Origin of the sequence: Rhodanobacter sp. L36, assembly GCF_009765755.1 — a bacterium.
In the GTDB taxonomy this organism is placed as follows: Bacteria; Pseudomonadota; Gammaproteobacteria; order Xanthomonadales; family Rhodanobacteraceae; genus Rhodanobacter.
Genome location: NZ_LMUV01000011.1, coordinates 532,403 through 546,322, shown reverse-complemented (window position 1 = coordinate 546,322; position 13,920 = coordinate 532,403). Strand labels below are relative to the sequence as shown.

At 62.7% G+C, this 13,920-nt stretch carries 17 protein-coding genes; 1 reads left to right on the top strand and 16 read right to left on the bottom strand.

Translation table 11 applies throughout. The features are described from left to right. Positions 1-24: 24 nt before the first annotated feature. The 13 genes from GSQ73_RS12250 to GSQ73_RS12190 all read right to left on the bottom strand — a co-directional run bounded on the left by GSQ73_RS12250 (position 25) and on the right by GSQ73_RS12190 (position 10,586). Positions 25-378, bottom strand: coding sequence for a DUF3147 family protein (locus tag GSQ73_RS12250; protein ID WP_158884363.1), 354 nt, complete (start codon positions 376-378; stop codon positions 25-27). A gap of 63 nt (positions 379-441) precedes the next feature. Further along, positions 442-825, bottom strand: coding sequence for a DUF6869 domain-containing protein (locus GSQ73_RS12245; protein WP_158884361.1), 384 nt, complete (start codon positions 823-825; stop codon positions 442-444). Positions 826-868: 43 nt separating this feature from the next. Further along, entirely contained in the window at positions 869-1,207 is a 339-nt protein-coding gene (locus GSQ73_RS12240) for a hypothetical protein (protein ID WP_158884359.1), read from the bottom strand. 68 nt (positions 1,208-1,275) lie between these two features. After that, positions 1,276-2,004 (bottom strand): copper homeostasis protein CutC, encoded by a 729-nt coding sequence (locus tag GSQ73_RS12235; RefSeq protein WP_158884357.1) that lies wholly within the window; start codon positions 2,002-2,004, stop codon positions 1,276-1,278. Continuing rightward, on the bottom strand, positions 2,001-3,050 hold the full coding sequence (locus tag GSQ73_RS12230; protein WP_158884355.1) for a N(4)-(beta-N-acetylglucosaminyl)-L-asparaginase: 1,050 nt from the start codon (positions 3,048-3,050) through the stop codon (positions 2,001-2,003). The genes GSQ73_RS12235 and GSQ73_RS12230 overlap by 4 nt, the downstream gene beginning before the upstream one ends. A gap of 115 nt (positions 3,051-3,165) precedes the next feature. Next, positions 3,166-3,372, bottom strand: a complete 207-nt coding sequence (locus GSQ73_RS12225) for a cold-shock protein (protein WP_158884353.1) — start codon at positions 3,370-3,372, stop codon at positions 3,166-3,168. Positions 3,373-3,525: 153 nt separating this feature from the next. Next, on the bottom strand, positions 3,526-4,287 hold the full coding sequence (locus GSQ73_RS12220) for an S-methyl-5'-thioinosine phosphorylase (protein WP_158884351.1): 762 nt from the start codon (positions 4,285-4,287) through the stop codon (positions 3,526-3,528). Positions 4,288-4,397: 110 nt separating this feature from the next. Beyond that, the gene (locus tag GSQ73_RS12215; protein ID WP_158884349.1) at positions 4,398-4,949 is read right to left on the bottom strand and encodes a hypoxanthine-guanine phosphoribosyltransferase; all 552 of its coding nucleotides are present in this window, start codon (positions 4,947-4,949) and stop codon (positions 4,398-4,400) included. After that, entirely contained in the window at positions 4,946-5,962 is a 1,017-nt protein-coding gene (nagZ, locus tag GSQ73_RS12210; protein WP_158884347.1) for a beta-N-acetylhexosaminidase, read from the bottom strand. The genes GSQ73_RS12215 and nagZ overlap by 4 nt, the downstream gene beginning before the upstream one ends. Next, positions 5,956-6,477: a CYTH domain-containing protein gene (locus GSQ73_RS12205; protein WP_158884345.1), complete on the bottom strand. Its 522-nt coding sequence runs from the start codon at positions 6,475-6,477 to the stop codon at positions 5,956-5,958. Before GSQ73_RS12205 ends, nagZ begins: the two co-directional genes overlap by 7 nt. An 8-nt stretch (positions 6,478-6,485) precedes the next feature. Beyond that, positions 6,486-7,823, bottom strand: coding sequence for a 23S rRNA (uracil(1939)-C(5))-methyltransferase RlmD (rlmD, locus tag GSQ73_RS12200; RefSeq protein ID WP_158884343.1), 1,338 nt, complete (start codon positions 7,821-7,823; stop codon positions 6,486-6,488). A gap of 81 nt (positions 7,824-7,904) precedes the next feature. Then, complete coding sequence (locus GSQ73_RS12195) at positions 7,905-8,513, bottom strand: YdbL family protein (protein WP_158884341.1); 609 nt, start codon at positions 8,511-8,513, stop codon at positions 7,905-7,907. Between the two features lie 42 nt (positions 8,514-8,555). Beyond that, a complete protein-coding gene (locus tag GSQ73_RS12190; RefSeq protein ID WP_158884339.1) occupies positions 8,556-10,586 on the bottom strand; it encodes a hypothetical protein in 2,031 nt (676 codons plus the stop codon). Between the two features lie 45 nt (positions 10,587-10,631). On the opposite strand from GSQ73_RS12190, the gene GSQ73_RS12185 reads away from it, so the two are divergent. Continuing rightward, positions 10,632-11,372: a response regulator gene (locus GSQ73_RS12185; protein ID WP_254063400.1), complete on the top strand. Its 741-nt coding sequence runs from the start codon at positions 10,632-10,634 to the stop codon at positions 11,370-11,372. A 4-nt stretch (positions 11,373-11,376) separates the two neighbouring features. Here GSQ73_RS12185 and recO read toward each other — a convergent pair whose 3' ends face one another. The 3 genes from recO to rnc form a co-directional block, all read right to left on the bottom strand. Beyond that, a complete protein-coding gene (gene recO / locus GSQ73_RS12180) occupies positions 11,377-12,087 on the bottom strand; it encodes a DNA repair protein RecO (protein WP_158884335.1) in 711 nt (236 codons plus the stop codon). Positions 12,088-12,201: 114 nt separating this feature from the next. Then, positions 12,202-13,140: a GTPase Era gene (gene era / locus GSQ73_RS12175; protein ID WP_158884333.1), complete on the bottom strand. Its 939-nt coding sequence runs from the start codon at positions 13,138-13,140 to the stop codon at positions 12,202-12,204. 117 nt (positions 13,141-13,257) lie between these two features. Further along, positions 13,258-13,917 carry a ribonuclease III gene (gene rnc / locus GSQ73_RS12170; protein ID WP_158884330.1) on the bottom strand — a complete coding sequence of 220 codons (660 nt, stop codon included), beginning with the start codon at positions 13,915-13,917 and terminating at the stop codon, positions 13,258-13,260. Positions 13,918-13,920 lie beyond the last annotated feature (3 nt).

Genomic DNA, 13,920 nt, shown 5'->3' with positions numbered 1-13,920 from the left:
CGGCGATAAAAGATGCTTGCAACTTCACGGCAACAACTGAATCCCGAATTGCCGCACCAGCAGTGCGAACAATCCAAAGCAGACCACCGTAATCCCGATACTGGCCAGCAACGTCAGCCAGAAACCGAGGCGTGGCAGCAACATCGGAAACGCGAGGAACATCGGCAGCGTGGGCACGACATACCAGAACGTGTACCAGGCGTGGTTGGAAATCTTGGACAGCGGTTGTTTCTCGACGTAGAGCCAGATGAGCGCAAGAAATGTGACCAGCGGGAGCGCCGCAATAAATCCCCCAAGCCTGTCGCTGCGCTTGGCCGCTTCGGACACCGCGACGACCACGGCCGCAGTGAGCAGGTACTTGGTAATCAGCCATCCCATCGATGATCTCCGGAAGCCTCTAACACCATAGCCGGGGTAACCCGCATCAGATTGAACCAAAGCTCACCACGGCTGACCACGATACTTGGCCAGCCTTGAAAGTACGTCCGGCTTGATCGTGTTGTCCCATATACCGTTTAGTAAAAGGCGAAACGCCGGATCGCGTCTTGCCAGCACCTCCACGCGATCAATAACGATATGCCCATTCGCTACCAGAAGGTCTTCCAGCGGACCGGCAGCCAACACTGCAAGAAGTCGGTTGGGTGATGAACAATCGATGCGCTCCAGGACGCTGATGATTGATTCGAGGCACAGATTCGGATCTTCCGTTGGAAGCTCAAAATCCAGACGAGAATCGCTCACTACTCCACTATCGGCTGGCAATTTTTTCGCAGACCAAGCCTGAATCCATTCTTCGGCGATTTCTACGGGCAATTGATCGGTCATGTTTTTTTAATTGGCGCCGAAGACGCACATATGGAGCGAAATGCTAGGCAGTCTCGCCGTTGACGCCAAATGAAGTCTGATGAAGCTCACCGAACCGTCGAAATAGCGAAGTGGTGCCCCATATGCCAAGTGCGATGCCAATCGATGCGAACGCGAGAGCAATACCGAAAAGACTGACAAGAGCTTCCGTGCTTAGAGTGACAAAAAAAGGTATGGCTCCCATGACCGCATAGACGGCAGCGAATGTGGTGCCCAAAGCGAGTAACCAGAAGCTTCGGTGTGCGTAGCGACGCAACGCGCCGATTTGAAGTGAAAGCATGACGACTTGAGTAGCCATGCCGAGAATGATGGACGCAAGCCAAAGTACGCGCAGAGCGTTCAAAGAATTCCCCTCATGTCTAGCCATATAGATTCAAAGTCGCGGTTCCAATCCTGTCATTCAATCCGCAATCAGCGTCGCGCATTGTTCAGAGCCGCCACAATGCTACGCACCTGCTCGACATCGCTGCGCAACTCACCGCCCTGCATTTCTTTCAATAACTCCGGCTGCCATTGCATGCCCGACGCGTGCTGCTGTTTTGCCGACGCATGAAATTCGCTAGCACCGGTAAGTTCGTGTAGCTTGCCGATGTTTTCGGCGGAGACGCTCGCTCCCGGCATCACGATGATGCGGCCGGCGGATAGTTCGAACAATTGGCGAATGAGCGGTGCTCCTTCAAGCGCGCTGCCTTGTGCGCCCGAGGTCAGCACGCGTTCGCAGCCGAGTTCGATCAGATCGCCGAGTGACGATTGCGGCTTGCGGGTGAGGTCGAAGGCGCGGTGAAAGGTGACGCCCATGTTGCCGGCGGCAGAGATGAGTGAGCGACAGCGCGGCATGTCGATGTCGCCGTCGGCATCGAGCACGCCGAATACGACGCCGTCGCAACCCGCTGCGTCGCAGGCTTCGATGTCGCGCAGCATGGTCTCGCATTCGAGATCGTTGTAGAGAAAGTCGCCGGCGCGCGGGCGAATCAACACGTAGAGCGGAATGCGCAGGTGTTCGCGCGCGAGTTCGATCTGCGCAGCCGAGGGCGTGAGGCCGCCGAGTTCGAGTGCGGTGCAGAGTTCGACGCGGCCGGCGCCGCCTTCCTGCGCGGCGAGTGCGGAGGCGACGGAGTTGGCGGCGACTTCGAGGATCATGAGTAGCTCGTGGTGTAGACGCTCTGCGACGGGATCAGGCCGTCCTGTTTCTGCGCGTCGCACACCGCGTAGGAGAAGCCGTGCTGGATTGCATAGGCGCCGACTTCGCCATGGCGGTTCATCGCAAGGAAGCCGACCTGCAAGGTCTTCGATGCTTCGCGGCGTTTTTTGACGATGCGCATGACGGCCTCCTTGCAGGCGTCGTGCGGCGAGCGGCCCTGGCGCATGAGTTCGACGACGAGAAAGCTGCCGGCGTTGCGGATCACTTCCTCGCCGACGCCGGTCGATGTTGCGCCGCCGACGTCGCCATCGACGTACAGGCCGGCGCCGATGATCGGGCTGTCGCCGACGCGGCCGCGCATTTTCCAGGCCATGCCGCTGGTAGTACATGCACCGGCCATGCGGCCTTGCGCGTCGATGGCGAGCATGCCGATGGTGTCGTGGTTGTGCGCACCGCCGGGCATGCCGGTCGCGCTGCTTTTGCCGTAGTCATGCACTTCGCTGTTGATCGACGGACTGTAGTGCGCGGTTTTCTGCCACTCGTGCCAGGCCTTTTCGGATTCGGGCGTGAGCAGCTCCTGCTTTTTGAAGCCCTGCTCAAGCGCGAACTGCAACGCGCCCTCGCCCACCAGCAACACGTGCGGCGTGCGCTCCATCACCCGGCGCGCGACGGAGATCGGATGCTCGATGTGTTCGAGCGCAGCGACGGCGCCGCAGCTGCCATCGCCATCCATGATGCTGGCGTCGAGCGTAACGTGGCCATCGCGATCGGGATAACCACCCTTGCCGACGCTGTGGTTTTTCAGATCGGACTCGGGTACCTGCACGCCTTTTTCGACCGCGTCCAGCGCACGCCCGCCGGTGCCGAGCACGGTCCACGCCGACTGGTTCGCCGCGATGCCGAAGTCCCAGGTGGAAACCACGCGCGCGCCGGTGGCCTTGCGCGCGGCAACCGGCTGGCCAGCGACGAGCTTGCCGCCCCAGGCGAGTGCCGATGCGGAGGCGCCGAGCAACGAAGCCTTGAGGAAATATCTGCGATCGGTCATGCCGTTCTCCGTGCCGTCGAAACAGAAACTCCGCACAGTGTGCGGCCGCTCCTCGATAAAAACAAAAACCCCGCACACTGTGCGGGGTTCGTTTTTGCATCACAACGCCGATGGATCAACCAGCGACTTCGACACCCGAAGCCTGGGCGCCCTTGGGCCCCTGGGTGATCTCGAACTGCACGCGCTGACCTTCCTGCAGGCTGCGGAAGCCTTTGCTGGAAATGGCCGAAAAATGGACGAAAACGTCCGCCCCCCCGTCCTCAGGCGAAATGAAACCGAAGCCTTTGGCGTCGTTGAACCACTTGACCGTACCGAAACTCATTGCTTGAACCTCTGGACCCATGGAATGGAGCGCCAGGTTTCGCACGTAACCAGCACTCCCCCGGTTCGCCGCCTGGCCGCGAAAAAGTATCAACACATGAAGGGGCAACGCAATACGTGTTTTTCGCACAACGCCAAAAGCCCGACGCCGTACTCAGCTTTCGAGCATGGCCGACAGGATGCGCGGCACCTCGGCGGTGGCCGCAGCCAGATGCGCGAAGATTTCCTCGATGCTGATTTCCGCTTCGTCGCCGCAGCCGGCAGCGAAGTTCGCGACCAGTGCGAGGCAGGCGTATTCGAGCGAGAGCTCGCGTGCCAGCGAGGCCTCGGGCATGCCCGTCATGCCGACGAGATCGCAGCCATCGCGCTTCATGCGCGCGATCTCGGCGCGGGTTTCCAGGCGAGGCCCCTGCGTGGCGCCGTAGCAGCCGCCGTCAATGGCAGCGATACCCGCAGCGCGTGCGCCGGTGATCAGCTGCTGACGCAACGACTCGGTGTACGGCTCGCTGAAATCGATGTGCTTTACCTCGGCGCCTTCGACATCGCAAAAACTTGTGTAGCGGCCGTGCGTGTAATCGATGAGCTGATCGGGCACCACGATCGCCCGCGGCCCCATGTCGGCGCGAATGCCGCCCACGGCGTTGACGCCAATCACACGCCGCGCACCGAGGCTGTGCAGCGCCCACAGATTGGCGCGGTAGTTCACGCGATGCGGCGGCAGGCTGTGGCTTTCGCCATGGCGCGCCAGGAACGCCACGCGGCGACCAACGAAATCACCGATGACCACGTCACCCGATGCAGAGCCATACGGCGTGTCGATGCTGCAGCGCTCGGTGTTTTCGAGCCCGGGAAATTTGTACAGGCCACTGCCGCCGATGACGGCGAGATCGATGGGCGTGTGGTCTGGATGAGACATCGTAGTAATCCGTCTGAACATGGATGAGTGTAGGAGCGCACCCTGTGCGCGGTGCTTTTTGTGACGTCAGGATGAACTATCGCGCACAGGGTGCGCTCCTACCGACGCCGCTATTCTTTCAGCGCATAAATGCCCGGCAGGTTGCGGCCTTGCTCGTGGAAATCCATGCCGAAGCCGAACACGTAGCGATCGGGCAATTCCACCCCGTTGAAGTCGGCGGCGATGCCTTCGACAAGTCGGTTGTGCCGCTTGGTGCAGAGACTCACGATGAGCACCTTGCGTGCGCCGCGCTTGTAGCAATCTTCGCGCACGGCTTTCAGCGTATGACCTTCGTCGAGGATGTCGTCGACCAGCAGCACCACGCGTCCTTCGAGTGAAACGTGCGGCTCGCGCAGCCAGTGAAGATCGCTGCCGGAGGTCGCGCCGCGATAGCGCGTGGCGTGCACGTAATCGAATTCGAAGTCAGTGCGGATCGACAACGCGAGCTGGCCGGCGAAAATCAGCGCGCCGTTCATCACGGTGAGAAACACCGCGCGTTCGCCTTCCAGCGCTGCATCGATGCGTCGGCCCATGTCGGCGATGATGCGGTCCAGCGCGCTGCGTTCCCACAAGAGGTCGGCATCGACCATCACATCGGCGAGCAAGGGAGTCGGGGCGGTCATGAAGTTTCCTGGGTGGCATGCAGCGCCGTGATGCGCGCGACGAAACGATCGCGCTGCGGGTTGTCGAGCAGGCCGGCCCACTCGGCGGTGAGTTCGCCGCGCAACGCGGCAAGCTGCGGCGGTAGCGTTCTCGACTCGCCTCGCACAGCTGCCAAGGCTTCGTCGACCACGTCGGGGAAACACGCCAGCACGAGATCGCAACCGGCGTCGAGATGCCCACGCACGCGTTCGCTAACACTACCTGCCGCACCGGCGGCGGCCATGCTGATGTCGTCGCTGATCACCGCGCCGCGGAAATTCAATTCGCTGCGAAGAATCTGCTCGATCCAGATCTTCGAATAGCCGGCCGGATGAGCATCGACGGTCGGATAAATCACGTGCGCCATCATGATGGCCTCGACGCGCGCTTCGATGCAGTCAATGAACGGCAGCAAGTCATCGCGACGAATCTCGTCGAGGCTGCGTGGATCGATCGCTTTGGCCCTGTGCGTGTCGGCGGCGACCGAACCGTGTCCCGGAAAATGCTTGAGCACCGCGGCCATGCCGCCCAGGTGCATGCCGCGCACGTAGGCCTGCGACAACTCCGACACGACGGCCGGATTTGCATGAAATGCGCGCAAGCCGATCGCCGCATTGCCGCGCGCCAGATCGATGACGGGCGCAAAACTGAAATCGACGCCGCTTGCGCGCAACTCGCTGGCCATCACCCAGGCATGTTCCTCGGCGAGGCGAACGGCTTCATCGGGATCGCAATCGTGGATCGCACCGACCGCGGCCAGCGGTGGCAATCGCGTGAAGCCGTCGCGGAAACGCTGCACCGGCCCACCTTCCTGATCGACGGCGATCAGCAGGTGGTCGCCGCCGACATCGCGAATCGATTCACACAGCGCGATCAACTGCTCGCGCGATTGATAGTTGCGCGCAAACAGCAGCACGCCCGCGACGCCATCGGCGATGAGCCAGCTTTTTTCGCGCTCGGCCAGTTCGATGCCGGTTATTCCGATCATCAGCATGCGGCGTCCTCGGCAGCGCGCTCGGCCGACGACCATTGCCGGTACGGATGCGCGATCAAGTTGACGTTGTAGAAGCGCACCAGCGCGCTCACTTCGCGGCCCAGCCATGAGGGTCGCGGGAACACGGCGTCGACGGCGGGCAGTTCGACCTCGGCGACAATCAGCCCGATGTTGTCGCCGAGAAATTCGTCGATTTCGAACAACACGCCATCGACGCGCACGTGATGGCGCGTTTTTTCCAGCACGCCATCGCACAACGTATCCAGCAGCGTTCGCGCATCGTCTGCCGGTATGGGGTATTCGAACTCGGCGCGCGCGATGCCGGGCGTGGCCGCCTTGATGTTGAGCCACGCGCGATCGCCCGCGATTCGCGCACGCACAGAGGCACGCGCGTCGCCATTACGCAATGCCTGCGCACCGACCAGGTAACCCTGCGAGAGTTGTTCGCTGTGCTCGATACCCGCGCGCCAGCTGTCGTCTTGCAGGAGAAACTTGCGTTCGATCTCGATGCCCATGCGCTTTCCTATTTCTCGAACAGCGCGATGGATTCGACATGCGCCGTATGCGGAAACATGTCCATCACGCCGGCCGACACCAGCTTGAAGCCATGCTGGTTCACCAGGATGCCGGCATCACGCGCCAGCGACGCCGGATGGCACGACACGTAGACGATGCGGCGTGTCTGCTTGTGCGGTAGATATTCCAGCACCTTGTCTGCGCCGGCGCGCGGCGGATCGAGCAGCACCTTGTCCCACGGTTGCTTCGCCCAGTCGGCATGGCGTTGATCCTCGAAAAGATTGGCCACATGGAACCGCGCATTGTCGATGCCGTTGCGCGCTGCATTCTGCGCAGCGCGTTCGACGAGGCCGTGTTCGCCTTCCACGCCTGCCACTTCGGCGACGCGACGCGCGATCGGCAAGGTGAAATTGCCGAGACCGCAGAAAAGATCGAGCACGCGATCGGTCGGTTGCGGATCGAGCAACTCGATGGCGCGCGCCAGCATGCGCTGGTTCATGCCCGCGTTGACCTGCACGAAATCCAGTGGCTCGAATTCCAGCTCCACGTCGGCATAACGCGCATCGTCGCTGCCGATGCGGAAAGCGAGCCGCGGGTGTTCGGGCCACAACGGATGCACGCTGCTGTTGCCGCCCGGCTGCAGATAGATGGCCAGACCGTGTTGCTGTCCGAACACGATCAGCGCGGCGGTATCGCGTTCGCTCAACGGCTGCATGTGGCGAAACACCAGCGCCATGATGTCGTCGCCGGCAGCGAATTCGATCTGCGGAATATCGCTGGCCGCATCCATGGTGTTGAGCAGTTCGGCGAGCAGCCCGATCTTCGGGCCGAGCGCCGGATGCACGACTTCGCAGTGCTGGATGTCCGCGACGAAACGCGGGTTTTCCTCTTCGCGGAAACCGACCAGCACGCGGCCCTTCTTCACCACGTTGCGCACCGAAAGCCGTCCTCGGCGACGATAGGCCCACGCGTCACTGGTCAGCGGCGGCAACCACGACTGCGGCGACACTTTGCCGATGCGCTCGAAATTTTCCGACAGCACGCGCTGCTTGGATTCGATCTGCGATGCGGCGTCCAGATGCTGGAACGAGCAGCCACTGCATTCGCCGAAATGCCGGCAGCGTGGTTCGACGCGGTGAGGAGACCGCTCGAGCAGTTCGACCACTTCCGCCTCGTCGAAACGGCGATGACGCTTTCGCAATCGCAGTATCGCGCGCTCACCGAGTAGCGCGCCGCTGACGAAAACGGTCTTGCCGTCGACGCGGGCGACGCCGCGACCGTCGTGGCCGAGATCGGTGATGACGGCTTCAAACGGTGTCTGCGGAACGGAGTTGGATCGAGACATGAGGACAGGCGGCGGCGCGGCGATGGCTGGCCGCCGATTATCACCCATCGATCCGGCGGCCGCCCAGCAAGCTGTGCCCAGTTACTTCCTCTGCCAGGCGCCCGCGGCGTTCTGGTAGTACCAACCGGCACGTGCCTTGTCGATCCAGCCCTTGGCGAACGTGGCGCGAATCTGCGGCGCCCATTCCGGATGATTGTTGGCGTTGGCGACCTCGGCATACAGCGCCGCGCGATCGCGGTTTTCGTCAGCAAGCGTCGCGTTGGCTTGCGTACGCTGATTGAGAGCGACTTTCGACGCGTCTCGCATGGCCACCATGCCGTCGCTGGTGAAACCTGCGGCGCCACTGTCGAGCAGCGCGCCGAGCGCACCGCGAATACGCGCCTGCATGCGATTGCGGATCGCCTCGGTGGTACTGGTCTGGATGCGCAGGTTCGGCGTGGTGTCGGCCGCCTGCGCGGCGGGGATCAGCAGGTCGAGCAACATCGCCGATGGCGGGTGACTGGCCGGCGGTGCGGGCTTGGGATCTTTCGATGGTGGTGCGGTCGCCTGGCTCGAATCGTCAAGTACGTTGCCGATGAATTGATCCGCCGCTTTCTGCGCTGCCGCCTCGGGAAAGTACACGTTGATGGTGACGCAACCAACCAGCGCGATGGCCAGCGAGGTCATCAGGAGGTAGACGAACTTGCGCATGAAGCACTCCGGGAAACGAAATCACGTGGATGAACGAAAAGGTCAGCGGATTTCCGGTGCGTTGCCGTTGATGGCGTCACGCAACCGTCGAACCAGCGTCGGCCAGTCGACCTGCGCCTGATGTCCGATGACCTGCAACCGAGGCAGCCCGCTGCCTTCGAGGATAGTGTAGCCATCGCCGTTTTCGCCGAGACCACTCATCTGGCAGACCGAGCCCTGCAGCGTGCAGTTCAGCCCGATGCGCTTGTAGCCAAACGTTTTGAACAGCTTGAGCACGGCGCCCTGCAGGCCCGCGGCGAGGCCGCCGCTGCCACCGCCGCCGACCGCCGTGAGGTTGTTGACAGCGCGCTGGCTGATCCGGCCACCGCTGCCGGCAAGCAGACTTGCCTTGAATGCCACCGGGTTCCAGTCGACCAGGCGCAAATCGCTGACCTGGCCATCCAGCGGTCCGGTCATGCTGCCGAAATCGAACACGCTGGTGATCGATGCAAGGTCGAGTTTCTGCAGATGCAGATCACCGCTCAATACCGGGCTCGGGCTGAACGGCTGTTGCAGCGAGAGCCGCGTGATGTCGACGAAGCCGCCGAACACGCTGGCGGACAATCCACCCTGCAGTTCGAAGCGATCATCGACCCAGCGCAACGAAGGCACCGCGCCGCCGAGCGTGCCGGGGAAAGCAGGCCAGCCCATCGCACGGCTGAAAGTCGCCATGTCGATGCCGGTCAACGCGAGCGATGTTTCCAGCCGCTGCCCCTTGGCCGCGGCGGGATTCCATTCCAGCTCCCCGATGCGTAGCTGGCCTTGCAGCACAGGCACTTCCACCGGCTGCAACAGACTCAGCGTGCCGTTGCGGCTCTGCCAGTTCGATTGGGCGGCGCCATTGAGCACGCGGTAGAACTTGAGGCTGCGCCAGGCGAGTCTGGTCGCGGGACGATCGCCCTGCGCACTCCAGTCGAGCCCGCCGTGAAGACCATCGACTGCGAGGCGGCCATCCGCATCGGTGACGTCGAGGCCATCGGTTGTGAAGGCGAAACCGCGCAGGCCGTCGGGGCGCAGATCGATGCTGCCGGTCAGCTGGCCCTTGATGTTCGCAACGTGCAGGCCGAGCGTGCTGGCCCACGCCTTGCCGTAGCGCTGGTACGCCGCGGGGAAGATGGCGTGGATGCGGTTCAACTTGAGCTTCTGCAGGTTGCCTTTCGCATCGAAGGCCAGCGCGCCGTCGAGCTGCAAGGCGTCGGCATCATTGACATGCAAACGGCTCAGCTCGAAGGCGCCGTGTTGGGCGGTGGCATGTAGTCCCAGCTGCGTCGTCTGATTCGGCAGTTCGGCGTAGATGGAGCCGAGCAAAAGCTGCCCGCCATGCAGGCTCGCGTCGAGATCGATTTGCGACGGGCCTTCCGTGCTGTCGAGATTGAACTGGCCATTGCCATTCACGCCCTGGCCGGCCAGCGTGCCCGCCGGCGTATCGAATCCGGCATTGCTCAGCGTGAAATCGCCCGATGATTGAATACCTGCGCCGCGCACGTCGAGCGCGAGGTCGGCGTCGAGCTGTCCACCGCTCACGTGACCCGACCACATGGTGCTCAGCAGTCCTTGCAGCCATCCGAGCGGCAGGTTTTTCAGGCGCAGCTGCGCATGCGTCGGCTGATCGAGCGGCAGCGCGGCTGAAACCTGCGTCTTGCCCTGCGTTAAGACCACCTGCAAGGTGTTTGCCGCGTCGCTCAACAAAACGCGCACGTGCGAGTTGCCCAGCGCCCCACCCTGCCCGCCGGCCAGCCGAATGCTGCCGTCGAAAATCCAGCGCAGCTCGGCGTCACGTTGCAGGTCGCCGTCCAACGTCAGGCCGAGCCGCCGCCAACCCATCGCCGGCAAGTCCATTTGCCCGGCATGCAACTGGATATGCAGACCACCGGCCATGTCGTCGCCGATGCGCGCGGTGACGGTCTGCAGATGCAAACCCGGCACGGTGAGAGATTTCGCTTCAAGCAAGGTGTCCGCGCGTGTCGGCGTGGCCAAGGCGGCTCCGCAGAAAAGAACGCAACACAGCAACAAGTGGCTTGATGTCGAACGCATGTCCGTCCATTCTGCCAAAGTCAGATGAACGATACGGATTTCGTCATGCCTCATTCGCACGCCCAACCCACCACGATCGAGCCAGCTCATCTCTCGGCACTGCATGTGCTGGTGGCCGACGACGATGCAGCGAGTCGTCGATATCTGAGTGACGGGTTGCAGTCGCTCGGCGCGCGGACCCGAGCCTGCGCGGACGGTACGGACGCCATGCGACTCGCGCAGGCCGAAACATTCGACCTCCTGCTTCTGGACGTCCGCATGCCCGGTGGCGGCGCGCTGGAAATCCTTCCCCCACTGCGCGACGACCCGCGAGCGGCCAGCTCCGACAGCTACGCCGTGGCGACCAGCGCGGAGCTGACGACCTCGCTGAGGGAGTCACTCGGTGCCGCGGGTTTCGACGATGTGTTGCTCAAACCTTGCGCGTTGAGCGACCTGCGCCGGATTCTGGCGCTGGTTCCGGCAGCACTGCCCGGTGCAAAACTGCTCGATGATCATGCCGCACTCACGGCTTCGGGCGATGCCGGCACCATGCAGGCGTTGCGCATGCTTTTGCGCGAAGAACTGATGCAGGTCGAACGGGATCTGGATTCGTTGAACCGCGATCCGGTGCGCTTCGGCGAACGCCTGCATCGGCTTCGCTCGTCGTGCGGTTTCTGCGGTGCGACCAGCCTGGCGTCGCAGGTCGTGCAGATGGAGCGGCAGCTTGCACACCCTGGCCGGTCGCGTGTATCGCTCAAGCGTTTTCGAGAAGCGCTGCTGCAGACGATCGGCGCACTCCACCACTGACGGATTACTTGCGCGACACTGCCATCGACAGCACGCGCCATGCACGCAGTTCACCACCGCCGAGGTGAAAACGGATGACTTCGCGAACCATGTCGCGCAACGACTTCAGGCCGGTGTTCTCGGGCATGCGATCCTGATCCAACGCCAGCAAGTCGCTGCCACGTAGAGCACGGACGCTGCCCCCCGCGCAGGCGATAGCGCCCCGCTCGACTTCGTAGCGATAGTGCATGTCGGGCTGCAACGGCTCGCCGTTGTCGGCGTCGAACTGCAGTTGCAGGCCGTAGCCGATCGCGTCGAGCAGGTCGCGCTCGAAACGGCGCAGGCTCCACGCGAGCGATTCGCCTGACGACATCCGATCGAGCGTCAACGCATACGCGTCGTAGATCAGTGGCGATGGATCCTGCCGCTCGGTCAGACGCACCACCAATTCATTGAGATACAGACCCGACAGGCCCGCGTCGCCAGTGAGCCGCTTTGCCATGCCGACGTTCTCGACGGCTGTCAGCGTGGCGAGTTCGCCGCGCATCAACAGATCCAGCGCCAGCGGCTGGAACGGTTCAAGTTGGGCACGCTTCAGGCGGGCGCGTTCGCCACGCACGCCACGCGCCACGACACCCAGGCGCCCGTGATCGCGCGTGAGGCACTCCAGCAACAGCGACGTTTCTCGGTACGCACGGGAATGCAGAACATAAGCCGGTTGTTGCTCGATGCGCATGTCAATCACTGGAGACGATGGGCGAGGGCTCCACATTGAACAGGACGCCTTCATGACGGTTTTCGAAAAGCTGCATCGACGCACCCTCGCGACTCTTTCCTCGCCCCTGCTTTATCAATCCGTGTAACCGAATTTCTTCAGCATGTTTTCGTCGTCGACCCAGCCTTCGCGCACTTTCACCCACAGCTTGAGGAACACCTTGCGTTCGAACATGCGCTCCATGTTGCGCCGCGCGCTGCTGCCGATCGCTTTCAACTGTGCACCGCCGTTGCCGATGACGATGGCCTTCTGTCCATCACGTTCGACCCAGATGATCGCGTGGATTTCGGCGATGCCGTCGGGGCGATCGCTGAATTGCTCGATCTCCACCGTGGTGGCGTACGGCAACTCCTGATCGAGCCGCAGCATCAATTGCTCGCGGACCATTTCGGCAGCCAGGAAACGTTCGCTGCGATCGGTGATTTCGTCGCCGCCGTACACGGGTGGCTGAACCGGAAGTCGCGTGAGTATGCCCTGCTCCAGTTCCTTCAGGCCCTGCTGCTTGAGTGCGCTGACGTAGTGGATTTCGTCGTAACTGTGCTTTTCCACCAGCCCGGAAACAAACGGCAGCATCACCGTCTTGTCCTTGTTGAGGTCGACCTTGTTGATCACCAGCAGACGCGGCGACGACTGCTCGACCAGTGCGGCGTAAAGCGCCTCGTCCTCGTCGGTGAAGCGGCCGGCTTCGATCACCTGCACGGCGAGATCGACGTCGCTGATCGCCGACCGCGCGGCGCGATTGAGGCTGCGGTTCATCGCACGCTTGGCGCCGCGATGCAGGCCGGGCGTATCGACGTACAAGATCTGCCCCGCCTCGCTGGTGGCGATGCCGAGGATGCGATGACGCGTGGTTTGCGGTCGCGGGCTGACGATCGAGAGGCGGAAGCCGATCAGCGCATTTAGCAAGGTGGACTTGCCCACGTTCGGGCGACCGGCCAGTGCCACCGTGCCGCAGCGAAAATCATCGTGCGGCAAGGTGCCTGCGCCGTCGGCGGGGTCCAGTTCGAGGTTCATGACGTGTCGTGCTCAACATGTTGGACAGCAAGTGTAGTGCCTTGCCGGGAAAGCCATGGCCGCAGGCAAGGCCTGTTGCGGGAGGGTGATCGGTGAATGGATGAGGCAGGAACGGCTTCAGGTGGCGCGGCGCTGTTCCAGCAACTGCGCCAGCACGGCTTCGGCGGCGTCCTGTTCGGCAGCGCGTCGGCTGCCCGCGCTGGCCTCGGCGTGCACGGGCGAAGGCTCGCCGATGGTGCAACTGACATCGAAGGTCTTGGCGTGATCATCGCCGTGGCTGGCAGTCAGCTCGTATTGCGGCAACGGCCAGCCGCCGGATTGCAGCCATTCCTGCAGGCGCGTCTTGGCGTCTTTCGACGAACGCCGGAGGGCCACAATGCGGTCGTTGAATAAACCGCGCACGGTGTCGCGACAGGCGTCGTAGCCGCCATCCACGTACACCGCCGCCACCAACGCCTCGAAGGCATCGGCGAGGATCGAATCGCGACGGAATCCACCGCTCTTCAATTCGCCCGGCCCGAGCTTCAACTCGTCGCCAAGTTCGAGCTCACGCGCCACCACCGCAAGTGCCTGCCCGTTGACGAGCTGCGCACGCAATCGCGACAACTCGCCCTCGTTCGCTTTGGGATGAATCTCGTAGAGCATCTCGGCGATGATCGCGCCCAGCAGCGCGTCGCCGAGAAATTCCAGTCGCTCGTTGTTCGGTTTGCCGATGCTGCGATGGGTCAACGCCAGCTCGGCCAGCAGCGGATCGCGAAAACGGTAAGGCAGCTTCAAGGT

Bases quoted from the DNA above. Each gene is read 5' to 3' on its own strand.
- GSQ73_RS12250 (WP_158884363.1), bottom strand. From the start codon at position 378: ATGGGATGGCTGATTACCAAGTACCTGCTCACTGCGGCCGTGGTCGTC.
- era (WP_158884333.1), bottom strand. From the start codon at position 13,140: ATGAACCTCGAACTGGACCCCGCCGACGGCGCAGGCACCTTGCCGCAC.
- GSQ73_RS12215 (WP_158884349.1), bottom strand. From the start codon at position 4,949: ATGACCGCCCCGACTCCCTTGCTCGCCGATGTGATGGTCGATGCCGAC.
- GSQ73_RS12245 (WP_158884361.1), bottom strand. From the start codon at position 825: ATGACCGATCAATTGCCCGTAGAAATCGCCGAAGAATGGATTCAGGCT.
- GSQ73_RS12190 (WP_158884339.1), bottom strand. From the start codon at position 10,586: ATGCGTTCGACATCAAGCCACTTGTTGCTGTGTTGCGTTCTTTTCTGC.
- GSQ73_RS12185 (WP_254063400.1), top strand. From the start codon at position 10,632: ATGCCTCATTCGCACGCCCAACCCACCACGATCGAGCCAGCTCATCTC.
- GSQ73_RS12220 (WP_158884351.1), bottom strand. From the start codon at position 4,287: ATGTCTCATCCAGACCACACGCCCATCGATCTCGCCGTCATCGGCGGC.
- GSQ73_RS12225 (WP_158884353.1), bottom strand. From the start codon at position 3,372: ATGAGTTTCGGTACGGTCAAGTGGTTCAACGACGCCAAAGGCTTCGGT.
- GSQ73_RS12195 (WP_158884341.1), bottom strand. From the start codon at position 8,513: ATGCGCAAGTTCGTCTACCTCCTGATGACCTCGCTGGCCATCGCGCTG.
- rlmD (WP_158884343.1), bottom strand. From the start codon at position 7,823: ATGTCTCGATCCAACTCCGTTCCGCAGACACCGTTTGAAGCCGTCATC.
- recO (WP_158884335.1), bottom strand. From the start codon at position 12,087: ATGCGCATCGAGCAACAACCGGCTTATGTTCTGCATTCCCGTGCGTAC.
- GSQ73_RS12205 (WP_158884345.1), bottom strand. From the start codon at position 6,477: ATGGGCATCGAGATCGAACGCAAGTTTCTCCTGCAAGACGACAGCTGG.
- nagZ (WP_158884347.1), bottom strand. From the start codon at position 5,962: ATGCTGATGATCGGAATAACCGGCATCGAACTGGCCGAGCGCGAAAAA.
- GSQ73_RS12235 (WP_158884357.1), bottom strand. From the start codon at position 2,004: ATGATCCTCGAAGTCGCCGCCAACTCCGTCGCCTCCGCACTCGCCGCG.
- GSQ73_RS12230 (WP_158884355.1), bottom strand. From the start codon at position 3,050: ATGACCGATCGCAGATATTTCCTCAAGGCTTCGTTGCTCGGCGCCTCC.